Origin of the sequence: Streptomyces sp. NPDC059957 (assembly GCF_042730015.1) — a bacterium.
GTDB lineage: Bacteria > Actinomycetota > Actinomycetes > Streptomycetales > Streptomycetaceae > Streptomyces.
In genome coordinates, this window is record NZ_JBHWMB010000088.1 from 461 (window position 1) to 22231 (window position 21771).

20 protein-coding genes and 2 pseudogenes are annotated in these 21771 nt (G+C 69.8%); 12 read left to right on the plus strand and 10 right to left on the minus strand.

Annotated features, from left to right (window positions below):
• The first annotated feature begins 488 nt into the window (after positions 1 to 488).
• The 7 genes from ACFWBW_RS36185 to ACFWBW_RS36215 all read left to right on the plus strand — a co-directional run bounded on the left by ACFWBW_RS36185 (position 489) and on the right by ACFWBW_RS36215 (position 9214).
• Positions 489 to 1091, plus strand: a complete 603-nt coding sequence (locus ACFWBW_RS36185) for a hypothetical protein (protein ID WP_385382204.1) — start codon at positions 489 to 491, stop codon at positions 1089 to 1091.
• On the plus strand, positions 1037 to 5788 hold the full coding sequence (locus ACFWBW_RS36190; protein ID WP_385382207.1) for an RHS repeat-associated core domain-containing protein: 4752 nt from the start codon (positions 1037 to 1039) through the stop codon (positions 5786 to 5788). Before ACFWBW_RS36185 ends, ACFWBW_RS36190 begins: the two co-directional genes overlap by 55 nt.
• A gap of 14 nt (positions 5789 to 5802) precedes the next feature.
• On the plus strand, positions 5803 to 6297 hold the full coding sequence (locus ACFWBW_RS36195) for a hypothetical protein (RefSeq protein WP_385382210.1): 495 nt from the start codon (positions 5803 to 5805) through the stop codon (positions 6295 to 6297).
• Between the two features lie 297 nt (positions 6298 to 6594).
• Positions 6595 to 7260, plus strand: coding sequence for a hypothetical protein (locus ACFWBW_RS36200; RefSeq protein ID WP_385382213.1), 666 nt, complete (start codon positions 6595 to 6597; stop codon positions 7258 to 7260).
• Between the two features lie 339 nt (positions 7261 to 7599).
• Positions 7600 to 8103, plus strand: coding sequence for a transposase (locus ACFWBW_RS36205; RefSeq protein WP_385382216.1), 504 nt, complete (start codon positions 7600 to 7602; stop codon positions 8101 to 8103).
• 331 nt (positions 8104 to 8434) lie between these two features.
• Positions 8435 to 8785: a VOC family protein gene (locus tag ACFWBW_RS36210; protein WP_385382269.1), complete on the plus strand. Its 351-nt coding sequence runs from the start codon at positions 8435 to 8437 to the stop codon at positions 8783 to 8785.
• A gap of 198 nt (positions 8786 to 8983) precedes the next feature.
• A complete protein-coding gene (locus ACFWBW_RS36215; RefSeq protein ID WP_385382220.1) occupies positions 8984 to 9214 on the plus strand; it encodes a DUF6479 family protein in 231 nt (76 codons plus the stop codon).
• 94 nt (positions 9215 to 9308) lie between these two features.
• Here ACFWBW_RS36215 and ACFWBW_RS36220 read toward each other — a convergent pair.
• The 3 genes and pseudogenes from ACFWBW_RS36220 to ACFWBW_RS36230 form a co-directional block, all read right to left on the minus strand.
• Positions 9309 to 9956, minus strand: a pseudogene (locus ACFWBW_RS36220) (NAD(P)/FAD-dependent oxidoreductase); the annotation flags it as partial.
• A complete protein-coding gene (locus ACFWBW_RS36225) occupies positions 9934 to 10386 on the minus strand; it encodes an SRPBCC family protein (RefSeq protein ID WP_385382223.1) in 453 nt (150 codons plus the stop codon). The pseudogene ACFWBW_RS36220 and the gene ACFWBW_RS36225, both read right to left, overlap by 23 nt.
• A 117-nt stretch (positions 10387 to 10503) precedes the next feature.
• Complete coding sequence (locus ACFWBW_RS36230; protein ID WP_385382272.1) at positions 10504 to 10833, minus strand: plasmid stabilization protein; 330 nt, start codon at positions 10831 to 10833, stop codon at positions 10504 to 10506.
• Between the two features lie 636 nt (positions 10834 to 11469).
• Between ACFWBW_RS36230 and ACFWBW_RS36235 the strand changes: the two genes are divergently transcribed.
• Positions 11470 to 11898 (plus strand): hypothetical protein, encoded by a 429-nt coding sequence (locus ACFWBW_RS36235; protein WP_385382226.1) that lies wholly within the window; start codon positions 11470 to 11472, stop codon positions 11896 to 11898.
• A 623-nt stretch (positions 11899 to 12521) separates the two neighbouring features.
• On the opposite strand, the gene ACFWBW_RS36240 is transcribed toward ACFWBW_RS36235, so the two are convergent.
• Both ACFWBW_RS36240 and ACFWBW_RS36245 read right to left on the minus strand, forming a co-directional pair.
• Entirely contained in the window at positions 12522 to 13145 is a 624-nt protein-coding gene (locus ACFWBW_RS36240; RefSeq protein WP_385382229.1) for a flavodoxin family protein, read from the minus strand.
• 305 nt (positions 13146 to 13450) lie between these two features.
• Positions 13451 to 13714, minus strand: a complete 264-nt coding sequence (locus tag ACFWBW_RS36245) for a VOC family protein (protein WP_385382275.1) — start codon at positions 13712 to 13714, stop codon at positions 13451 to 13453.
• On the opposite strand from ACFWBW_RS36245, the pseudogene ACFWBW_RS36250 reads away from it, so the two are divergent.
• Positions 13704 to 14144, plus strand: a pseudogene (locus ACFWBW_RS36250) (LLM class F420-dependent oxidoreductase); the annotation flags it as partial. The gene ACFWBW_RS36245 and the pseudogene ACFWBW_RS36250 sit on opposite strands and share 11 nt — an antisense overlap.
• Positions 14145 to 14176: 32 nt before the next feature.
• Here ACFWBW_RS36250 and ACFWBW_RS36255 read toward each other — a convergent pair.
• The gene (locus tag ACFWBW_RS36255) at positions 14177 to 15898 is read right to left on the minus strand and encodes a PP2C family protein-serine/threonine phosphatase (RefSeq protein WP_385382232.1); all 1722 of its coding nucleotides are present in this window, start codon (positions 15896 to 15898) and stop codon (positions 14177 to 14179) included.
• 243 nt (positions 15899 to 16141) lie between these two features.
• Between ACFWBW_RS36255 and ACFWBW_RS36260 the strand changes: the two genes are divergently transcribed.
• Positions 16142 to 16543, plus strand: coding sequence for an SsgA family sporulation/cell division regulator (locus tag ACFWBW_RS36260; protein ID WP_385382235.1), 402 nt, complete (start codon positions 16142 to 16144; stop codon positions 16541 to 16543).
• Between the two features lie 102 nt (positions 16544 to 16645).
• Here ACFWBW_RS36260 and ACFWBW_RS36265 read toward each other — a convergent pair whose 3' ends face one another.
• The 4 genes from ACFWBW_RS36265 to ACFWBW_RS36280 all read right to left on the minus strand — a co-directional run bounded on the left by ACFWBW_RS36265 (position 16646) and on the right by ACFWBW_RS36280 (position 19652).
• Positions 16646 to 17059, minus strand: coding sequence for a TraR/DksA family transcriptional regulator (locus ACFWBW_RS36265; protein WP_385382237.1), 414 nt, complete (start codon positions 17057 to 17059; stop codon positions 16646 to 16648).
• A gap of 129 nt (positions 17060 to 17188) precedes the next feature.
• A complete protein-coding gene (locus ACFWBW_RS36270) occupies positions 17189 to 18172 on the minus strand; it encodes an anti-sigma factor RsbA family regulatory protein (RefSeq protein WP_385382240.1) in 984 nt (327 codons plus the stop codon).
• Complete coding sequence (locus tag ACFWBW_RS36275; protein ID WP_385382243.1) at positions 18169 to 19062, minus strand: MEDS domain-containing protein; 894 nt, start codon at positions 19060 to 19062, stop codon at positions 18169 to 18171. The genes ACFWBW_RS36270 and ACFWBW_RS36275 overlap by 4 nt, the downstream gene beginning before the upstream one ends.
• Positions 19063 to 19376: 314 nt before the next feature.
• On the minus strand, positions 19377 to 19652 hold the full coding sequence (locus ACFWBW_RS36280) for a hypothetical protein (protein ID WP_385382246.1): 276 nt from the start codon (positions 19650 to 19652) through the stop codon (positions 19377 to 19379).
• A 171-nt stretch (positions 19653 to 19823) separates the two neighbouring features.
• Between ACFWBW_RS36280 and ACFWBW_RS36285 the strand changes: the two genes are divergently transcribed.
• Both ACFWBW_RS36285 and ACFWBW_RS36290 read left to right on the plus strand, forming a co-directional pair.
• Positions 19824 to 20870 (plus strand): serine/threonine-protein kinase, encoded by a 1047-nt coding sequence (locus ACFWBW_RS36285; protein WP_385382249.1) that lies wholly within the window; start codon positions 19824 to 19826, stop codon positions 20868 to 20870.
• A 656-nt stretch (positions 20871 to 21526) separates the two neighbouring features.
• A complete protein-coding gene (locus tag ACFWBW_RS36290; RefSeq protein ID WP_385382251.1) occupies positions 21527 to 21688 on the plus strand; it encodes a hydrophobic protein in 162 nt (53 codons plus the stop codon).
• The last annotated feature ends 83 nt before the right edge of the window (positions 21689 to 21771 follow it).

Here is a 21771-nt window from a genome sequence, read left to right on the forward strand (position 1 = left end):
CCAGAAGATCATCTACGGGACAGCCCTTAGGGGACGCCGAACTTTCGGAGTAAGGCGGATCCCAAGCGGGCGGCAATGTCGGGCCGGGTAGCGGACTCGCCTGCCTACGGCGAAAGAACCGGCGCGGACGACGGTAACGACCCGGGAGCCACCGATGCCGTAGGAGCCGTAGGAGCCGTTCGTGGACCGATCTCCAACACCGTCACCGCGCACCTACTCGCGCCGGATCCAGCGGTCCGGGAGGCGGCCCTCGGCGCTACCACGGCACTCCTGCAGGCTCCAGAGCCGGCAGGGCAGATCGTCACCACCGCCCGGGTACTGCGGCGCCTGCTCGCCGAGAGCAGCGACCGGCGTGAACGCGCGGCCACCGTTCTGACCATCGGGTCCTGGGGCGACGACACCACAGCCCTACTCTCCGATCCAGGCCCCGCCATCCGGGCCTGCGCGGCGCTGGCACCCGGCTGTTCGACAACGGCCAGGCAGTGCAGGTGATCCTCCACGCCTTGCTCGATCCCGCCAACGTCGACTCCTGGCTCCCGGAGCCCACCGCCGTCGATCCCTGGATCGCAGACCCGCTACCTCAGATCGAAGGCCGTCTACGGCACGCACTGCTGGCTGCGGCCATCGAGCGCACCAACGACTTCGAGGAACTTCTCGCGGTCGCCCGAGCCTGCGTGCCCTTCTGCAGCAACCTCACCATCGGCGACGACCGGGGCCCACTGCTCGCTGCGGCGTTCCCGTCCGGCTACATCCAGGGTGCCGAGCTCACGCCGGCCCAGCACCGCTTCCTCAGTGCGCTCGCGGATCGAGATGTGTGCTGGCGCTACACCAACCTCATCGCCGCCTGGTTCCACGACATCGGCCTTCCCGCAGACCGGGATGCCATCAAAGCGCTTGTGGGATCCGCTCCGGCCGCGTCGTGGCCATGCGGTCGGCCTGCACCCGCCTCGGGTTCGGGGATCACCGACGCGCATTACCCAAGAACCTGGGCACATGGTAGGACTGTTCGGCTGAATGATCAGTTTGACCATGGGGGATGTTTCGCGTGGCTGTCACGGTGCCGGACTGGGCTGACGTTCTGCTGGATCTGATCGGTGTCGCCTGGCCCAACGTCGACGAGGACGCCTACCGCGACATGGCGGATGCGCTGCGGGAGTTCGCGGACGATCTCGAGGACGACGGGCAGCTCGCGAACAACCACGTCGAGCGTCTGCTGTCCTCGGGCACGGGCGAGTCGATCGATGCGCTCAACTCGCACTGGAAGACCATCAAGGGCAAACACCTCAAGGACATCGCCTCAGGTGCCCGCACCATCGGCGGGGCTATGGATATGGCTGCCGGGGCCGTCGAGGGAATGAAGGGCGCGGCCCTGGTCCAGCTCGGGTACCTCGCGGCGGAGGCCGGTATCGCGCTCTCGCTGATCCCGGTGACGGGTGGTCTGTCGGCATTGTTCGGCGCGGCAGCGATGCGGGCGACCCAGGAGGTCGTCAAGCGTCTGATCAAGGAGTGCGTGGAGGAGGCCGTCGGCTACATCGTCGCGGCGCTCACCGAGCCCGCGGTCGCGGCCCTGGAAGGAATCGCCGCGGACCTCGTCGTCCAGCTCGGTTCCATGGCCATCGGTCTCCAGGACGAGGTCGACATGGGTCAGGCCGGGAAGGCGGGCCGGGACGGCTTCGGCCAGGGCGTCCAGAGCGGCAAGGAGGCCATGCACCTCGCCTCAGCAGGAGGCGGCGGTGCCCCCGGGGGTGGCGGTTCGGGCCTGGTCGACGTGCACATCGAACACGGTGAACACGACCGCGCGAGCACCCAGCTGGGCAATGTCAGCACCGGAATCCACGGCAAGACCACCTCCAAACTGGGCAAAGCAAGGTCCCATCACGGGCGTACTCGGGGCCGTGACTCGATCGCCCGTGCCATCGACCCTGTCGCCGACAAGGCCATGGAAGCCCTGACCAAGGCCACGAAGGCGATGGGTGACCATGTCGGCAAGACGCTGCCAAAGGCCGTGAAGCACATATCCACGTCCCAGAAGAACACCGACGGCGACATCCGCGACCGCTTCAACCAGCTGAAGGCCTCGGGCGCCCACGACGGCAAGGGCGGCTCGGGTCCCGGCGGGCCAGCCGGCCGCGGAGGGCCCGGCGCCGGCTCGAAGGACCCCGCCTCGATGAGGCCTGCCAAGGACGACCCACGGGGCAAGGGGATGCCACTGGACAACCGCCGCTGCAAGACCGACCCCGTCGACATCGCCAGCGGCGAGATGGTGCTCGCGCAAACCGACCTGGCACTGCACGGCGTGCTGCCGTTCGTCCTGCGCCGCACACACATTTCCGGCTACCACTACGGCCGCAGTTTCGGCTCCAGCTGGGCGTCGACCGTCGACGAGCGGCTCGAACTCAACGCCGACGCCGCCGGGGCAGCGATCTGGGCGCGCGAGGACGGTTCCCTGCTGGTGTACCCGCGGCTGCCTCGCGACGCCGAGGACGAGCCGGTCCTGCCGCTCACCGGGGCCCGGCTGCCGCTGCGGTTGCTGGAGCACAACGACTTCGGCGACATCACCTACGTGGTGGACGATCCGCTCTCCGGGCTGACCCGACGGTTCACGGGCAACCCTTACGACGGTAGCGCCCTCTACTGGCTACACGGTATCGAGGACCGCAACGGCAACAGCATCCGCTTCCACCGCGAGGACGACGGACGCCTGATATCGGCCGCGCACGACGGCGGCTACCGGATCACCTGCGACAGCGACCCCGCCGGCCGCGTCACCGCCTTCGCCCTGCGCACCCCCGACGGCCCGCAGACCCTGCACACCTTCGGCTACGACGGCGCGGGCCATCTGGTGACCGTCGCCCACGCCGACTCCCCGCCGCTGCGCTTCACCTACGACGAATCCGCTCGCATCACCTCGTGGACCGACCGGCGGGGGGCCACCTACCGCTACGTCTACGACGCCGCGGGCCGAGTCGTGGAGACCATCGGACCGGACGGGTCGCTGTCCTCCCGCCTGACCTACGACACGGAGAACCGGATCACCCGATTCACCGACTCCACCGGCGCGGTCACCGTCTCCCATTTCAACTCCCTCGGCCAGGTCGTCACCGAAACCGATCCGCTCGGGCACTCGGTCCACCGCCAGTGGGACCGGTACGACAACCTCCTCGCCCGGACCGACGAGCTCGGCCGGACAGCCACCTTCACCTACGACGAGCAGCACAACCTCACCTCCCTGCGCTCACCGGACGGCACCAGCTCGAGCGCCGTCTACAACGCGTTCTGCCAACCCGTGGAACTGACGGGCCCCGACGGCACCACCTGGCGCCAGGAGTACGACGAGCGCGGCAACCGGACGGCGGTCATCGCGCCAGATGGTGCCGTCGTCCGCTTCACCTACGACGGCCGGGGAGCCCTGCTCACCCGGACCGACCCGGCAGGGCGGGTAGAGCGGCAGACGCGCGATGCGGCCGGGTTGGCCGTGTCCCGGACCGATCCGCTGGGGAATCGTTTCACCGTCCTGCGTGACGCCTTCGCCCGCCCCATCGAGGCCATGGACCCGCAGGGCGCCGTCACACGCACCGAGTGGAGCCCCGAGGGATGGGCCCTGCGCCGGACAGCCCCGGACGGCACCACCGAGTGCTGGACCTGGGACGAGGAAGGCAACTGCACCTCCCACACCGGCCCCGCAGGAGCCGTCACCCGCTTCGAGTACGGCCCCTTCGACCTGCTGACCGCCCGCATCGGAGCCGACGGCGCTCGCTACGAGTTCCGTCACGACACGGAACTGCGTCTCACCCAGGTCCGCAACCCTCAAGGCCTGACCTGGGACTACACCTATGATGCGGCCGGCAACCTGATCGCCGAGAGCGACTTCGACAACCGCGTCGCGGCCTACGAGCTCGACCCCGCGGGGCAGGTCGTCGCCCGCACCACCCCGCTCGGCGACCGCATCACCACCAGCTACGACGCGAACGGCCGGCTCACGGCGAAAAACGTGTCCGGCGAGACCACCCGCTACCGATACGACGCGGCCGGCCGGATCGAATCCGCGGCCTCCTCGACCTCCGCCATCATCCTCGAACGCGACCTGATAGGGCGGCTCCTGTCCGAGACCGTGGACGGACGCACCACCAGCTATACCTACGACCCGACGGGCCAGGTCACCTCCCGGACCAGCCCTACCGGTGCCGTCACCCGGTTCGCCTACGACGAAGCAGGTCTACGCAGCACGGTGAGCACCGGCGGGCACCTTCTCGCCTTCACCCGTGATGCCCGGGGCCGCGAACTCACCCGCGAGTTCGGACCGGCCGAGCACCCCGTCACCATCGGATCGGCCTGGGACCCCGCGGGCCGGCTGGCCGCACAGGTCCTCGCCACCCCCGCCCGCACCCTGCGCTCACGCGCCTTCTCCTACCGGCCCGACGGCCACCTCGAGACGGTCACCGACGAACTCGACGGGACCGTCCGCGCCTTCGGCCTCGACCCGGTGGGCCGCCCCCTGAGGGTGACGGCCCAGGGGTGGAGCGAGTCGTACGCCTACGACGTCGCGGGCAACCAGATCAGTGCCGAGTGGCCCGACCGCGCGCAGCGCACGGAAGGCCGCGGCGAGCGCACCTACGAGGGAACCCGGCTGCTCAGCGCCGGATCGGTGCGCTGCTCGTACGACGCGGCGGGACGCACCGTCGTACGCCGCAGGAAGCGGCTCTCAAGCAAGGCGGACACCTGGCACTACACCTGGGATGCCGAGAACAGGCTGACGGCCTGCCGGACCCCGGACGGGGTGCTGTGGACGTACGCCTACGATCCGCTGGGGCGGCGCACCGCCAAGCACCGCATGGCCCCTGACGGGCAGACCATCGTGGTCTCGGTGTACTTCTCCTGGGACGGCACCCGCCTGGCCGAGCAGACCGACACCGCTCACGGCACGACCACGAGCTGGGAGTACGACGGCCACCGCCCGCTGACACAGCTGGAGCGCCGCGGAACACCGCAGACGGGGGTGGACTCACGCTTCTTCGCCATCGTCACCGACCTGGTGGGCGCGCCCAGTGAACTGGTCGACGAGGACGGCAAGATCGCCTGGCAGGCCCGTTCCACGGTGTGGGGCACGACGACGTGGAACCGGGGCGCCGCCGCCTACACACCCCTGCGCTTTCCCGGCCAGTACGACGACGCCGAGACCGGCCTCTACTACAACTGTTTCCGTCATTACGATCCCGCGACCGCCCGGTACGCCAGCGCGGACCCGCTGGGTCTGGCCCCCGCTCCCAACCCAGTCGCCTACGTCATCAACCCTCAGACCTGGGCCGATCCCGAGGGACTGATCGCGAAGGGGTGCACGGAGGACGGCGGCTGGTACAGCGGCATGCAGCCGGCGAACCTCAAGAAGCCCGACGGATCCCGTGTCACCGATGTGGACATGGAGATCAACCACATCCCCGCGAAGGCCTCTTACTCCCACCTGGACGAGCCCGGTTTCAAGACAAACAAGCGCGGCGGCGGGGCGGGCATGGGCCCGTCGATCCGAATGGAATACGACGACCACCGCGCGGTCACGAGCACCGGCTCGGGGGCCGACTCCGTGCAGTGGCGGGCCGATCAGCGGGCCCTCATCGACAGCGGCCGCTGGGATCTGGCCATGAAAATGGACATCGACGAAATCCGTGACCTGTACGGCGACAAGTACGACACCCACATCGCTGACATGGTCGAGAGCCTCAAGGCCAACAAGAAGTTCCAGGACATGCTGACCAAACGTGGCTGGTCGATAGACTATGACGTCCTCAAATAGACCGACCGGAGAACATGATGGACCTGATCCTCAACCCGCCGAACGGTGTGCACCCCCTGCGTCTGGGCATGGCCTTCGACGAGGCGATGACCGCCGTGGCCCCCTGGGGCGAGCCGCGGGTGATCGGACCGCGCCCGGGCCGACCCAAAAGGCGGGCGATGGGGTCCTTCGACGGGGTGGGCTACACCGCCTCCTTCGACGAGGACAGCCTCCTCAATGCGGTCGAGCTGTGGTGGCCCGGTGAGGGGAAGACCACGACCACCCGGGTTCTGCTCGACGGCTACGACGTGTTCACCGACCCGGCCGAGGAGATCCTGCAGCGGGTGCGCGAGCGCGGCTGGTCGGTGACGGCCCCGGATACCGAGAGCCTGGTCGTGCCCGGTGTCTCCCTCGGATTCACCCGCCAGACCTCGCAGGAGGTCCCCCGCGACGCCGCCGGGCTCCCCCTCTCCTTCACCTCCGTACTCGTCGCGGGCACCGACTACTACGACTTCCTCACCACCAACTGAGCCATGACGCCGGGCGTACCGTCCGGGCGATCGCGAAGGCCGGACAGCGGTCGGACCGTCTGCGGGCTGCTCCGATGCCGGCCATGGCCACGAGGGCGGTTCCGGCGCCCGTAGACCTCGACGCGGCGTGGCGCTACGAGTGGCGCCGCGACCGGCCGCTGACGTCCCCGCCGGCGCCTGTACGGCGCTCACGAGCCGGGGTACCCACGGGGTCAACCATCCTGCCCTCCCCGGCGTGTAAGCCTCCGGAGGGGAGCCCGGGAAACCCGGCGAACCCGAGGGAGACAGGGGGCGGGCATGGCCGGGACGAGGAATCCGGTGGGGCTGTGGGGGTGGGTGACCCTGGGGCGCGTACTGGTCGCCGTGGGGGCGCCGGTGGCGGCCGCCGGGGCGGCGTTCGGCGTCGGGTGGGCGGGGGCGGGCGGCTGGCTGGGCGGCGGACTGGTGGTGCTCGGCGGGATCGTCGTGCCCCTGGCAGGGCTCGCATACCACGCCGCCCGGGCCGGGCAGCGCGGCGCGCTGCTCATCGCCTGGAGCGCGTTGCCAGCGGCAGTCGGGGCGTTCCTCGCTCTGAACTCCGTGGACCACGTGGCGCTGCGGGAACGGGGAGTGGAGGTCACCTGCGTGGTCGAGGCGGTGACCTCCCGCGTCGAGACGTACTCCACCTTCAACGTCGAGACCGGCCAGACCGTCCACCACACCACCAAGTACGACCACCGGCTCGGCTGCCCGCCCGGTGGTCCCTCCGCCCTGACCAGGGACGAGGAACTGGCGAAGGCCGGCAACCAGTTGCACTTGGTCTACGACCCGCGGGGCGAGGTGCAGCCGGAGAAGCCCGGGGACGTCCACGCCGAGGGCATGCGACACGCCGTCTTCGCCGCGGTGCTGCTCGCGATGGCCATGGGGTTGTGCGGGGCCCTCACGGAGGCCCTCATGGTGTATCCGCTGCCAGAGGACCGGTGAACGACTGAGGGCGGCACCCCCAGTGGGGGACATCCGTACGGTCCGATCAGAAGGGAGGGGCAGACAGCAGCCGCAGGGGTGCAGCCCGGGGTCAGCCCGCCAGTCGCTGGCTGCCAGGTGTGGCCGGTCGGCGGGCTGGTCCAGTTGCTGCTGGCGCGGCGGCTGCGTTCACAGCCTGACCGGCCCACGGCCGGGCCGAGGGAGTGAGGGGGACGACGGTGGCCGTCTCGCGGCCACGGCGCGCTTGCCGGCCGTTGAGGCTAAGCGTGCCCCGGCTCCGGGTGCGGGCGGAGCAGGCACGGCGTGAGCACATGGAGGCGGCCCGGGCGGAGTTGACCGATGCCCGGACCGAGGCGACCCGCTGAACGCCGCCGTTCCCTGCTCCGCGAGTACTACCCCGCGGCCCTGACGGCCGTCGCGCACCGGAAGAACGGCCTCAGCCGGCCTGAAGCCCTCGCCCTGCTCAAGTCAGCTCCGACCCCCCATCGACGCCGCCCGCCCGACCCGCCCCAGATCGCCGCAGCGCTCCGGCGTGCCGGCCGCCAGCGTGGGATCGAGGCCGAGACCGAACGGCTCCGGGAGATCCTCCGAGCCGAATGGGCCCACCATCCGACGCTCGTGGAGAGGGCCCTGGGGCAGCAGATGCTCGCGCTGCTCGTCCAGCTCGAAGCCGCCTGCACCACCGTGAACGACCTCGCCCAGGCCGTGGAAGAAGCCTTCCTCCCACACGAGGACGCGGAGATCATCCTGAGCTTCCCCGGGCTGGGACCTCAGCTCGGAGCCCGCGTGTTGGCCGAGCTCGGCGACGACCGAGACAGGTTCGCCGACGCCCGCGCGGCCTGAAGGCATACGCGGGGTCGTCGCCCATCACCCGGGCTTCCGGCAAGAAGTCGAGCATCACCCCGCCGCCGTATCAAGAACGACCGGCTCAACCACGCAGGCTACCTGTGGGCCTTCTCAGCCCTACGAGCCTCTCCTGGGGCCATGGCCCGCTACCGACACCGGCGCGACGAACGCGGAGACTGGCACCTCCGCCTTGCGCAACGTCTTCAACAGTCTGATCGGCCAGCTCCACCACTGCCTCCAGCACCGCAGAGTCTTCGATGAGGACACGGCCTTTTCAACCACCGCGGAGCAGGCGCGGCAGGCAGCGTGAGCCGGTGATCAGCGGCCCATTGCGACGGACTGGTCCCCCCACCCAGGGCGCGGTGCGGACGCATGGGACGCCATGCCGTGGGCAGCGGTGAGGGAGCCGCGGTGGGTCCGCCTGCGGGCCCCGGAGCGGGAACGCCCAGGTCTCAGCTTTCAGCTGGAGGCCGACCATGCGCCTCCGGTGTGGCCGCAGTGTCCCGGCACGCAGCAGATGCAGGCGCACCTGGATATCCAGGTCGATGACTTGGACGGGGAGACCAAGCGGGCTCTCGCTCTGGGTGCGACGGTGGAGGAGCACCAGCCTCAAGAGGGTGTGCGCGTCCTACGTGACCCGCACGGTCACCCGTTCTGCCTCTTCCTTCCCGGCGCCTGACCGACCCGCAACGGACGGGGAATGGAAGCAGCCCGCTTCGGGAGCGTGTGCCGTCGCACGGCTGAGGGGCGGCCCCAGCATGCGCCGGCCAGCGGTGTGCGTGCTCGATCATCGTCTCGTCCAGCGGCTGTGACCGCCGCCTGCCGCCATACGGGGCAGTCGCCTCGTAAGCTTGCCGATCGCGGGTAGGTGCTACGCATGATTGCTACCGAACCCCTCGCGGCCGAAGCCATCAGCTCACTGCTCCTGATCATCATCGGGGTGGTCGTGGCTGTCCTCTTGATCGGCGCCTTCTGGTATGGCAGCCGGCGCAGCGCGCGGCGGAGAGCTCCCGCCAGCCCGGCTCAGCAGAACCCCGAGGCACGTGCTCGCCAGGACTCCTGGCAGACCCCCGACGACGACGGCCCCAGCCACACACCCCGCACATGAACGTGCCTACGCCCCCTGCGCCCACGGCTGTGGCGAGCGTAGACGGCTTCTCCGCCCTCCCGTCCTGACCCCGCCCGCCGCCCCACCGCGAGGCGACGCGCTCCCCGCAGCGCAGGGCGCCGCCGCGGCGCTTCAGGCGGCTGACGAGCGCGTCGGTGAGAGCGCCGGCACCGCCGACGAGGACGGGAATGCCGTGGCTCTGTCCGAGCATCGACATCAGCCATCCGAAGCCGCCGCTACCCGCCGCCTCGGGCGCGAGGTCGGCGTGCAGGGCGTTGCCGGAGGCGCGGAGCCTCGCGGCCAGCCGGGGCCCGGAGCAGACCGGTCCGAGCTGGCTCCACGTCCGGTACATGCTCTGCCAGGCCTCGCCGTCGGCAGTCGCGAATGCGGTGGCCAGCCCGACAGCGGTGCCCTGCACCCGGCGCTCCAGCACCGCACACCGACCGTCCGTCAGGGGGTGGGCCGGCACGGAAGGGGTGTGGTTCCAGCGCAGGCCTTCCTCGGCGAGGTCGAGGCGGGCGAGGACCGGAGGGGCCGCGGCGAGTGGGTAGAAGGCGTTGAAGACGTCCGAGACGTAGTCCGGTTGCACCCCGCGATCGCTCCGTACGGCTCCGCGGGCTGTTCCTGCGCCTACTTACAGGACCTCGACGCTCCACCCGGCATCGGCCAGCAGGTTTGCGGCGGCGAGGCCGTTGGGCCCGGCTCCGATCACCACGGCGTCAGGCGCGGAGTACCTCGGCAGGCCGCTGTTCCACGAGCTTGGCCAGGCGGGGCAGCATGCCGCGGTGCCGTAGCTGGAGGGCCGCTTCGCTCACGGGGTTGTGCAGGGCCCCTCCCAGGCCGCGCAAGGGGTGTTCGTCACAGATGATGAGGGTCTCCTCGCCCCAAGGGCGGAGCTGGAGGAAGATCCGCGCGGTGCCGAGGGCTTTGAAGGACGCTTCCAGCTCCAGTTCCCTGTCAGTCTCCTGGTGGCGGACGGTCGTCGTGCCCTCGACAGCCCAAGGACCCAGCCGGATCGTGTAGCGCAGCCGGGAACCCGGTGCGGGCCACGCGTGATCGAGCGGCGTGGACTCGGAGGGGCCCACGACCCACTCCCCGTACAGGGTGGGATCGGCGAGTACGGCCCACACCGCGCGAGGGGAATGGCGGATGAGTTGATGACGGACGGCCACGAGGACTCCTCCTACTGCCGACTGCTGCCGAGGCGGTTCAGGGTGGAGCAGCGCGCGGGGTCCTCGCCAGGACAACCGGTACCAGCGAGGGCAGGGGCACTTGCTCCCCTGGGCTGCTCAGTGGCCGAGGGCGTTCTTGAGCTGCTGCTTGCTCATGGTCGAGCGGCCCTCGATCCCGCGCTTCTTCGCCTCCTGATACAGGTCGTCTTTGGTACGTTCGGACGTACTGCCGCCGCCGTGGGACTTCTCGCCGCCGCGTTGCGAAGCGGACTTTCCCTGGGTGGAGCTGCGGCTCGCGGTCTTGCTCTCACCCGACCGGGCGCGCTCCTTGTTCACGGTGCGGGAGGCCATCTCTTTCGCCCGCCCCTCCGACATCCCGCGCTTCTCCCCAGACTCCTTGATGTGCTCGAACTGTCGCTCGCGTTTCGCGCTGGATCCTCGCGGCATGACCTCACCCTTCATCGATGGTGCACTGTCACGGTCATGGTGCGCGTACCCCGCTACGGCCGCATCTCACGCAATCTGTCGAGGGCGGATCGGCGGCTGCCCCACGGACACGCCAGCGCGGATCTCCGGGAAGCGGTGGGAGAGGGGCTGGGCACTGCCGCGGCGGCCTGCGTCGACCCTCGACGTCACGGACGCTGCGGCCGCCCGCCGAGGTGCCGCAGCCGGCGGACACCCCCGACCAGGCCGCGGGGGCGCGAAGCGTCTGAGGGCGACGGTACGGGGTAGTCGCCGAAAGAGGGCACCGCCGAAGGAGGACGAGATGACGGCCCACGAGAGTTCCCGGGGTCACCCGCGCACCACGCCGTCCGAGGCCGAGGGGGAGAGCGGCGACCGCGAGGCCCGGCGGCAGGCGGACGAGGCAGTCGTCCGGCGTCCCGAGGGGGGCGACGGGGGCGACGGGGGCGACGGCGAAGCGGATGCCGGCGGACACGGGGCCAAGCGGCAGCGCCCGGGTATCGGCCGCGAGGAGCAGGATCGCCCGCATGGCCCGAAGCCTACGGCCGGCCGGGACCGATGAACCTGGACCAATGAACCTGGACCAATGGGCCGGGACCAAATGAATCGGAGTGATCGCGGATGCGCACCACAGCTGCGCGGGTGATGGGTGTGGCCACTCTCGGGTACGGCGTGGCGGTCGCCTGCCGGCCGAGGGTGCTGGCCCGCCCTTGCGGCCTGGCAGAGCAGGGCTCCTCCGCGCTGCTGATCCGCGCGCTGGGCGTCCGGGACGCCGTGATCGGCGCGGCCATGGTCGCGGTCCCCGCGGGCGGTGCGCTGCGGACGGCCGTGCTGTGCCGGGTCGCCATCGACGCGGGGGACGCGCTGCTCTTCGGCACGTTCCTGCCCCACCGGGCCGAGCGCGCGAAGGCGGCCTCGGCCGCACTGGCCTGGGCGGCCCTTTGCGGCTGGGCCCTGACCGGCGGCGGAGGTCCGGCGGCGCCGCTGGTGCAGGACGCGGCGAACGTCGCCGTACGGGCCGCCCAGTCCGCGACGCGCGCCGAACTCTGACACAGGGCGAATGAAGCCTGCTCCCGGCGAGCAGCGTGACGGATCGGCCCGGCCGAGCAGAGGGCCTACGTCGACGGATCAAGGAGCCTCATGGTCTGAATGGCCCCGACTCGAGGAGTCGGGGCCCATTTCCGGTTCCGGAGCGGGGGCGGCGGCCCGCGGTCGGACCGTTCCTGCTCCTTCCCGTGCAGGCGGCCCTGATGGTCGGGCGACGAGTTCGAGCCGTTGACCTCGCGGCGAGGCCCCGGCGGGGGAGCGGAGCCCGATCGGGGGCAGGCGGTCAACATCGACGAGCGGGCATGACCGGTGACCAGCGGGAACGGATCCGTGCGGTTCGGTGAAGGGGTCTGACCCGCCCCACCGGCCCGAAAGAGGTCTGCGCTCCGGGGCGCCCTGTTTCGCAGACCAGGCGCGCGGTCTCGGCCGCCTCGCCGCTTCCCCTCGCAGATGGGTGAAGACGGCGTTCGCGCTTTCACGGGCGAAGGCCAGGCATGCGGCCCGGCCGATCCGGGATGATCCTGCTACTGGTCGGAGAAACGGCGGCGGAGGTAGCGGGCAGAAGGAAGCGCGGGGGTCTGGGTGGAAGGGCATGCGTTTCCTCCCTTCTCCTGGCGCGCGGTGGATCAACTTGCCGGGTACGGAGCTGCCTTGAGGCGGCGGGCGAGGTGGGCGGTGTTGGCGGCGAGGGTGGCTGTCGTGGTGGCGGTCTTCTCGGGGGTCTTGTCGAGGTCTTGGTAGTCGGTGCCTTTCATGGCTTCGCCGACCCAGTAGGTGACGGCGTTGGGGGCGAGGGAGAAGCCGACGTCGTTCAGGCCCTGGAAGAGGTCGGCGCTGACCTTGTGGGCGCCGTCCTCGTTGCCGACCACGCAGACCGCGGCGGCTTTGCCGTAGGTGAGCATGCGGCCTTTGTCGTCCGTCTGTGAGATTTCCGCGTCGAGGCGTTCCAGCACGCGCTGGGCGATGCTCGAGGCGTGACCCAGCCAGATCGGCGTGGACAGGATCAGGATGTCGCAGCCCAGGATCGTGTCGCGGATCTCCGGCCAGGCGTCTCCGTCACCCATGTCGGTCTTCACGCCGGCCTTCACGTCGTGGTCGGCGATTCGGATGGTCTTGCCCGTGACACCGTGCTCGGCGAGGGCGGCCATGGTCTGCTCGGCCAGCAGCTGTGAGCTGGACGGGGCGGGGGAGGGGGAGAGGGTGCAGACCAGGGCGACGGCGCGCAGCGGGGTGGTTCCAGTGGTGTCCATGGTCCCCGGCTACCCATGCATCTGGCTTTGATGTGGCGAGTGATTCCGTTCATCGCCGTCGTGGGGCCATCGCCGTTGTCGGAGAAGGCCTCGATCCCTGCCGACTCCGTCTCTGAACCGGGAGAAAGCCCACACCACCCCGGCGAAGATGATGAGCGCTCCGGCGGCCTCGATCGCATGGACGAGCCATCCGATCATCTCCCGGAGTCCGGATTCGGACAGTGGTTCCTCGGGCAGCATCATGCAGCTCGGGTACGCAGCCGCTGCCGTTGCGCGAGCACGCCGCCCCCCAGGCCCGGGGGATTTCATCCCTGCGGTGCCAGGATGGTGAACAGGCCCCCTCCGGGGTCTCGGAGGGTGATCGACAGGTCGGCTGCGGAGGTTTCCACGGGGCAGACGGAGCTCCCGCCCGCGCTGGTCGCGGCCGTGACGGCGGCCTCCAGGTCGGGCGCCCGGAAATGGACGTGGTCACCGAGGGCGGACGTGCGGGTCGGGGTCCTCGTGCACCGTGCCGCCGCTGATCCGTGCGACCGTGTCGCCGGAGGAGGCGGTCGACAGCTCCGGCGGATGTTCGCCGGCGGCGACGTGAGCCATCACGGCGCCCACTTCGACGTCGAGGACGCCAGGCTCTGGGACCTCCCTGACGAGCCGCCCCCGATCGGGATCGCCGTCTCCGGCAACCTCGACGCGGAGGTGGCCCGAGCACACGACCAGTTCCGTTGGTCCCTCGGCGGCTGGAGGGTCAACGCCGAGCTGCCGGGACCCGTCGGCTTCGAGCAGGCCTCGCAGCACTCCCGGCCGAAGACATCGCCAGGGCCATCTCCTGCGGCGACGACGTGGACGCCTTCGTCGAGGCGGTACGGCCGTACGCGGGAAGCCGGATTCACCGAGGTCGCCCTCATGCAGATCGGTGGCGACCGGCAGGAACCGTTCCTGGAGTGGGCCGAGGCCAAGCCCCCGTGGCAGCGCTACGCACCTGTGAGGCGGCCTCGGCCATAAGCGGTATCCCTGTGAGCCCGCATGCCAACTGTTCAGTCCAGCCGGATGGCCAGCAGGCAGGTGTCGTCCTCGTGGGTTTCCGGCGTGTAGGCGGCCATGATGCGGTCGAGGGCTTCCTGGGCGGTGAGGCCGTCGCACGCCACCAGTTCCGTGAGGAGGGCGTCGATGCCCGTGGTGATGTCCTCCCCGCGCCGTTCGACCATGCCGTCGGTGTAGAGCAGCAGGAGGTCGCCAGGGCGGAGCGCCAGGGTCGCCGTGGCGTATTCGTACCCGGGCAGCATGCCGAACAGCGGCCCGCGGTGGCCGGTGTCGAGGGCCGTCGCCCGGCCGTCGCGCAGCAGGAGCGGCGCCAGATGGCCCGCGCAAGCCCAGCGGAAGTTGCGCTGGGCGTCGACGTGTCCGATGATCCCGGTCGCGGTCTGGGCTGCCGGGTCGCCGCACAGGAGTTCGTTGAGCCAGGTGGTGAGCTGGCCGGCGTGGGTTCCCGGAGCGTGGGCGAGCCCGGCCAGGGCGTGGCGCTGCTGCGCCATCCGGGCGACGGCGCCCAGCCCGTGACCGCAGGCGTCGCCGATGGCGAGCAGGCCCCGGCCGTCGGGCAGCAGGCGGCACTTGTACCAGTCGCCGCCGACGGCGGCCTCCGATTCGGCGGGAACGTAAGCGGCTGCCACGGACAGCCCGAGCCCGGCGAGTTCCGCCGAGTGGGTGGGCATCAGGGCCTCCCGCAGCACCGAGGCCACCCGCCGCTCGGCGGCCGCTTCCTCGCGCAGTTGCTCCGACTGGCGCCGGGTCGCCGCGAGCCGTTGCCGGCTGCGGACCTGCGTCGTGAGGTCGCGTGCGATGAGGTGGACCGACCACACGAGCCCGTCCGTGGACAGGACGGGACGGCCCACCAGGTGCAGGGTGCGGATCTCGCCGAACACGCTGAAGCGGACCTCGACCCCGGGCGGCTCCTCCCCGTCGAGCAGACCCGTCAGCAGCTTCCCGAAACGGGGTACGTCCTCCAGCAGGACGGCATCGCAGAGGTCCGCCAGCGACAGGGGCCGCGCCGCATCGGTACGGAAGAGCCAGCACAGCCCTTCGGACCAGACGGTGTCCCCCGAGAGCAGGTCCCAGGTGCCCCAGCCCATGGACGCGATGTACTGCGCGTCGCGCGAGAGGAGCTCCGCACGGTCGTGGGCGGGACGCCAGGTCGCCAGTACGTTGTCCCCACAGGAGGCGGCCTCGTAGAGCAACTGCGTGCGGTGCAGACCGTCCCCGCGATGCTCGGTGTAGTCCACTGCCAGCGCCTTCAGGGCGCGCCCGGATCGGAGCACTCCGGCCAGCGCGTCGACCAGACCGCCGGCGGCGGCTCCCGGCTGGACGTCCCGCAGTCTGCTGCCCACGTGCCGGTCGGGTGACTCCAGCCACCGGGCCGGACGGACGTGGTTCCCCGCCCGCACGGTGAAGTCCACGGTCCGGCCGGCATCGTCGCGGACGGGCACGAGCAGTGCCGCTGACACGGGGATGGCGGGCAGCGTGGCGCACACGCATGCCCACGGATCGTGGCCCTCCGGCCCGTCGCCGCAGGAGTGTCCGGGGCCGTCGCCCCCGCCGCAGGCACAGGTCCGCGGCGGGCCGCCCGCCGGGCCGGACGCGGGAACTCTCTCGTCCGGCCGCACGCCGGCGGCACTGGCGACGGCCTTTCGCAGGGCCGCGACCTCACGCGCGAGGAGTTCCTTCAGCGAGCCCGGGTCCTGCGGAATCAAAGGCGACAACGTTCCTCACAAGGAAGCGGAAGGGAAACGGGGACTCTCTAGGACCTTGTCACTGTTTGCTTCCATCGGCCGCCCAAGAACCTGGGGACAACCGGTCGTCAAACCGGCGGAAGAAGTCCACCTCGGCGGGGTCTCCAGCGCCTGCAGTCTCGCGGTTCCCCCGATCGGGCCAGTGTGGTGGGGGCGGAGCGGGGCACACGCGCGTAGCTGTCAGCCGATCCTGGAGGCCCATCAATGTCCTGCGTGTCTGCTCTGATCGTTGTGCACCTCGAGACGGCGTCGGGCCACGTGCATTTCCTTGCCCGCTTCTCGTATGACAGCGGAGACCCGTACGTGGTGCAGGCGGAGTTCTTGGACGATGTCGACGTCTTGGCACGGTGGCACTTCGACCGGGAGATGCTGGCCGAGGGGCTCCACCGTCCGGTGGGGGAGGGCGACGTCGCATTCCGCCCCGACACGGGGTCCGGACGCGATGAACTACGCGTCGAACTGATGGGCCGGAGCGCCGATCAGCAGGACAACGCCGTTGTCTTTGTGGATGCCCCCGTGCTGAGGGGCTTCCTGGACGAGACCTACGCAGTCGTCGCTGCCGGGGAGGAGTTCCTCGACCTCGACAAGCTTCTCGACGAGTTCCTGGCTCGCTGAAGACCCCGAGCGTCCGACCAGACCTGCCGAGTGCCGTCTCTTGTGGACGTAGCGACGGCATGAGTGGCGCTCAGGCAACCGACCGGTGAGAGGCCGCCGGCGTCAGTTGGGGTGCGGGGGACGGCGCGGGTCGGACCCGGCGCAGGACACACAGGTGGTCGCGGCGGGCCGGATCTCCAGGCGCTCGGGCGGAATCGTCGCGCCGCACCCCTCGCACTGCCCGTAGTCGCCCCGTTCGAGCCGTTCCAGTGCCTGGTCCAGCTCGTCCAAATGGTCGTGCGCCCGCGCCATCAGGGAGGCCACGTGGGCACGCTCGAAGGCCGTGCTGGCCCCTTCGGGGTCGTGCTCGTCGTCGACCGCGACCAGGGCGTTCGCCGCGACGATCCCGTCGAAGTCGCGCCCCAGCGCGGCCACCCGATCGAGCGTGTCGTCGCGGTCAGCCGCGAGGCGGGCGCGGGCAGCCGCGAAGGCGGACGGGTCGAGCTCTTCATAGTCGTACCGGGGTGCATCGCCCATGTGTGGGACAACACGGGGCCGCGGGTCCCGATTCCCCTGGCCCGGCCCGGCCCGGCAGCGGTCACCGAGTACCCGGGGGCGACGGCACTACCGAGACGTTCGCTGTCGCCGACTGACCGGCCGGGTGATTCAGGAAAGGTTCAGGTGGAGGCGGACGACCGTGGCCGGGGCGCCGGTGTGGACTTCGACCAGGTCGCACAACTGGCGCACGGTCCACAGGCCGTGCCCGCGGGGCAGACCGGGGTCCGGTGGCAGGTAGCCGAGCGTCCACCCGGTATCGGCAGGGAAGCGGTTGGGGCCGGGGTCGCTGATCTCGCAGATGACCTTGTGCCCCGTACGCCACACCGAGACTTCGCCGCGCCCTCCGCCGTGCTGAACAGCGTTGGTGGCCACTTCGTTGACGGCGAACGTCAAAAGCTCCGCCCCCTGAGGGGACATCCCCAGCTGCGCGGCATGCCGGGCGACGAACGAGCGCACGTGGTGCAAGTCGGTGCCGAAGCCCATCGTGGCGTTGCTTCCCGGCGCGGGAACCGGGGACAGGTTCCGATGCCAGGCGGCGCCCTGGGGAGGGACGTAGTGACCGCTCGTTTCGGCAGCCGGTCCGGTCACCAGCTGCGGGTGGGTACGGCGGGCGTCGGCGACGATCTGGTCGGGGAGCGTCCGTGTGTCATAGGGGCAGACGATCCATGCCGGGCAGTGGGCGAAGGCGAGGTTGATGACGGCCTCGTAGCGGGTCCACTCGTCGGTTTCCAACGCGTCGCGGCCGTGCCAGACGGGCTCACCGATCACGCGTACCTGAGGATGGCGCCCAGTGGCGGTGCGTTCGTCGACGTAGCGGTAGTAGGCGCCGAGGGTGCTGCCAGGCGTCTGGTACCAGTCGTCGGCCGCGATGAATTGCACCGAGTTGCCGGCGCTGCCGAGTTGTTGACGCAGCAGGTCGATGTTGGCGGGTGTGGTGACGGCGAGGACTGCCTCGTCATGCTGGAGACCGTCCAGACAGAACGGGACGGTCGCGGCCAAGAACGCCTCGTCGGACCCGTAAACCAGGCCTTGGTGCACCAACCGAGGGGTCCGGTCGGGCTGCGAGGCGGTCACGTCGATCACGCTGCTCATGCCGAGGCTCCCGGGGAGGTGACGACCAGGGCGTCCTGCTGGTCGAAGCCGGCCACGGCTATCACCTGGCACAGCAGTGGGGCAAGTTCCACCACCCGCATGTGGCGGCCGGGCTCGTATCGCTCGGCGGTGTGCGCCAGAGCGCGCAGACCGGCCAGGTCGATGAACTCGAGCGCGCTCATGTCCACCCGTACGTCCCCGGCCCAGTCGAGGGTGGCGTCCAGAACCGCAGTCAGAGCGTCGGTGGTGCGGTAGTCCACGGTGCCGATCACACGCATCGTGCGTTCCCCTTCCTCGAAGGTGGGAACGATCCGCAACAGGTTGTCCTCGTAGAGCGGGGAGAGTTCCACGGTGCCCGGGTGGCAGTGGTCGTAGGTCTGCAGTTGAGTGGGGTGAAAGAGGCGGGCATCGTACTGGCAGACGGCCGAAGCAGGCTGTCCCTCGAAGACCGAATTGACCATGCTCTCGTATGAGGCGAGCTCGTCCGTGTTGCCGATCTCACGCAGAACCCAGCTCATTTCACCGCTGACCCGGAGTCCCTTGAAACCAGAGGCCGCAGCGCTTGCCATCTCCTGCCGCAGGGTGGCCGCCATCACCATGGCGTCGAAACGTCCCGAAACCAGGTAGCCGTCGCTGGCAGTGACCACCTGCAGCTGTCCGCTGGACAACGCAGCGTCCGGATCCGTCTGTGTCGACCGAAGCCAGTCGAGCACCGCGGCAGGCTTCTGCCGGTCGGCGAAATACATCACTCGCTCACCGCGCTTCAAGCCATCGGACACGTAGGCGGTGACCACCCGGCGCTGCTCGGAATCGTCGGCGAACGCCAGACAGACGTGATCCCCATGGCCAAGGCTGTGGACCGGCCGCTCCCTGCTGCCCTGCGAGATCATCGTTTCCTCACCGTCCGCCCCTGGCTCGCGAGCCCGCGTGGAAAAGGCTCGTCCCACCGCTTGCGGGCGGTGTTCCAAGCCGTCAGTAACAATACCCGGTCCAGGTATGCCGTCTGACGCCGGATTCCTGCTGCGCAGGGGCAGAACGCGCTACGTGAAACGCCATGTGGGGAGCGGGGCTTTCCCACCGGGGCTCGGGTTAGAGCAGACGGATGGTGCCGCTGGCGGTGCGGGGGTCGTCATTGACGGTGACCCTGTAACCGCGCAGGAGCCCGTCGAGGGTGGCGCCGAGATCGCCAAGGGCTCCCTGGCTGTTACAGGTGGCGGTGGCCTTGTCGCGAGAGATCGCGACGCAGGCGGCCGGACATGCAGCCGTTCGACGTCAACTTCGCGGCGGCGGCGTCCGGCCAGACCTTATAGCTGCCCCATGCGACGTGTTCGTCGATGCCGGCGTGGCTGTAGTCCCAGTCAAGGAGGACGTTGGCGGGTCCCAGGTTGCCGATGTCCGCTGGGTTGTCGCCGTCGGCTCCACCATCGTTCGGGCCCACCAGCCCGCCGCCGGGGTCGCCCCATGAGTGCCCCGGCGTCAAGCAGGGTCCCTCTTGGACGGCTTGCGCATGGGACTTCGTCCGCTCGGCCTCTCCTGTACGTGCTCGACCATCGTCCCGATGTCCAGCCGGTCCGGTCCGTCCGCTGAGAGGGACCCTCTGCCGGCCCGGCCTGCCCCCACGTACGGAGCTCTGCCCCAACGCGACGCTCTGATGGGTGGCCGCTACCGGCTTGAGGGCTCCATAGGATCCGGCGGGACGGCGGATGTCTTCCGCGGCATCGACCACGTCCTCGGCCGTGAGGTGGCCGTCAAAGTGTTCCGCGTGGTTACGGACACGGTGACTGCAGATCGCTTCTACGACGAAGCACGCCTGCTGGCCCGCTTTTCCCACCGGGCCCTGGTCACCGTCTACGACGTAGGCCGCCACGGACAGGGTGCCTTCATGGTCACGGAGTTGATCCGTGGCGCCACCCTGCGCGCCCGATTGGACGCCGGTCCTCTCAGCCCCGTTCGGGTCACACGGATCGGCGCCGACATCTCGTCAGCCCTCGACCACGTCCACGCTCACGGCATCATCCACCATGACGTGAAACCCTCCAATGTCCTGCTCAGCGAGGAAGGCTCCCCGCACCTCGCTGACTTCGGGCCGTCCAGGACCGTGCACGAGCATTCCATCAGTGCACCCGACACCCTGGTCGGCACTGTCACCTACATGGCACCTGAGCAGCTCCTTGGCGAAAGCGCGAGTAAGGCCAGCGACATCTACGCCCTGGGAGTGACACTCCGCGAAGCACTCACGGGCCACCAGGAGTACCAGGGAACGCAGGCCATGACCGGCCGGGATCCCGCGGAACGTCCTGATGCCGCTGCCGTCCACTCGCGCCTGCAGGACATCGCGCACGCCCCGCGATCCCGCACCGCGAGGAGTCGCGCCACGAAGCCAAGGTCTCTGCTGCCCGTTACCGCGGCCCAGGGTAACCTCGGTCGCTTTCGGTACGCGCTCGGGTCACGTGCGGCTCCTTGGCCGGCACCAGGCCCAACATCTCGAGGAGCGAGGCCAGGTCGCTGGGACTGGTGGTGTGGGACTCGATCACCTCTTGGGCACGCTCGTGAGGGTCCGTTACGCCCAGGAAGGGGCTCGGGTGCGGGTGCGGGTGCCGGGCTGAGGCGCCCCCTCCGGACCTACTCTGCCGGTCGGGGCGCGACTGGTATCCGGAAGCAGGCGCGCAGACGGCTGTGGTGCCTGCGGCGCGGCTGAGCCGTACGCGGCGTGAAACGACGTCAAGGGCCTCCGTCAGGAGGCGCGGGCCGAGCGAGTGCGGCCGAAGCGGCAAACCGACGGAGAACCGTAGGGCGTTGCGACGTCGGTCTGTCATGTGCTGCTCCCCGTCCTTCCGCTCGCGTCCTGGCGAGTGTCAGCCGGACCTGCGAGGTCACTTCGGCTGCGGCGGCCCATCTGCGTCCATTCGGCAAACCACCAGGCACCGGATATCACGACACCCCACACCAGCGCGCTGAGCAGAGCCATCCGCCAGGATGCGTCTTCGCTCACTCGCTCGACACCCGTCAAGGCAGCCCAGCTGATGGTAAGTACAGCAATCGTACGAAAACTTCGGTGCTTGAACATGCGGCCCTCCTACCCCACCCGTGTGGGCTAAACGGAAGCAGCACTCGGCCGGTTGAAAATTGGTGGGGCTTGTCTGCTCTGCCGCATCGAGCTGCCGATACGGCCCTGTGGGGAAGCGTCCGGCGATGCGATCGCAGGCACAACGATGGACTGGCGTTTCGGGGTTGCCTGGTTTCTGTTGCCGAAGACGGTCGAAGCGTCTTCCCGCCTGCGCCGGTAGGAACAGGTAATTTTGTGTGCATGTCCGAGGCGTGGTGGGGCAGGTGATGCCTCGGAGGTTGATAACTATGGTTCCCCTGCTTCTTGTTCTTCTGCTGGTTCTGGTTCTCGCCGGGGCGGGTTTCGCGATCAAAATTCTCTGGTGGGTCGCTATCGCGGTCCTCGTGCTCTGGCTGATTGGTTTTGTCGCCCGCCCGAAGGGCAGCAGCGGCCGGTGGTATCGCTGGTAGCTGGTACGAAGTCACCATTTAAATGTGGTGTGGCGGTGGCCTGTCACTCCCCGATCCGGGGTTGACAGGCCATCGCCACCTCG

Excerpts from the sequence above, each read along its gene's own strand:
- ACFWBW_RS36190 (WP_385382207.1), top strand. The coding sequence starts at position 1,037 with ATGTTTCGCGTGGCTGTCACGGTGCCGGACTGGGCTGACGTTCTGCTG.
- ACFWBW_RS36200 (WP_385382213.1), top strand. The coding sequence starts at position 6,595 with ATGGCCGGGACGAGGAATCCGGTGGGGCTGTGGGGGTGGGTGACCCTG.
- ACFWBW_RS36215 (WP_385382220.1), top strand. The coding sequence starts at position 8,984 with ATGATTGCTACCGAACCCCTCGCGGCCGAAGCCATCAGCTCACTGCTC.
- ACFWBW_RS36205 (WP_385382216.1), top strand. The coding sequence starts at position 7,600 with ATGCCCGGACCGAGGCGACCCGCTGAACGCCGCCGTTCCCTGCTCCGC.
- ACFWBW_RS36240 (WP_385382229.1), bottom strand. The coding sequence starts at position 13,145 with ATGGACACCACTGGAACCACCCCGCTGCGCGCCGTCGCCCTGGTCTGC.
- ACFWBW_RS36290 (WP_385382251.1), top strand. The coding sequence starts at position 21,527 with ATGGTTCCCCTGCTTCTTGTTCTTCTGCTGGTTCTGGTTCTCGCCGGG.
- ACFWBW_RS36230 (WP_385382272.1), bottom strand. The coding sequence starts at position 10,833 with ATGCCGCGAGGATCCAGCGCGAAACGCGAGCGACAGTTCGAGCACATC.
- ACFWBW_RS36285 (WP_385382249.1), top strand. The coding sequence starts at position 19,824 with ATGGGTGGCCGCTACCGGCTTGAGGGCTCCATAGGATCCGGCGGGACG.
- ACFWBW_RS36195 (WP_385382210.1), top strand. The coding sequence starts at position 5,803 with ATGATGGACCTGATCCTCAACCCGCCGAACGGTGTGCACCCCCTGCGT.
- ACFWBW_RS36270 (WP_385382240.1), bottom strand. The coding sequence starts at position 18,172 with ATGAGCAGCGTGATCGACGTGACCGCCTCGCAGCCCGACCGGACCCCT.
- ACFWBW_RS36235 (WP_385382226.1), top strand. The coding sequence starts at position 11,470 with ATGCGCACCACAGCTGCGCGGGTGATGGGTGTGGCCACTCTCGGGTAC.
- ACFWBW_RS36265 (WP_385382237.1), bottom strand. The coding sequence starts at position 17,059 with ATGGGCGATGCACCCCGGTACGACTATGAAGAGCTCGACCCGTCCGCC.
- ACFWBW_RS36275 (WP_385382243.1), bottom strand. The coding sequence starts at position 19,062 with ATGATCTCGCAGGGCAGCAGGGAGCGGCCGGTCCACAGCCTTGGCCAT.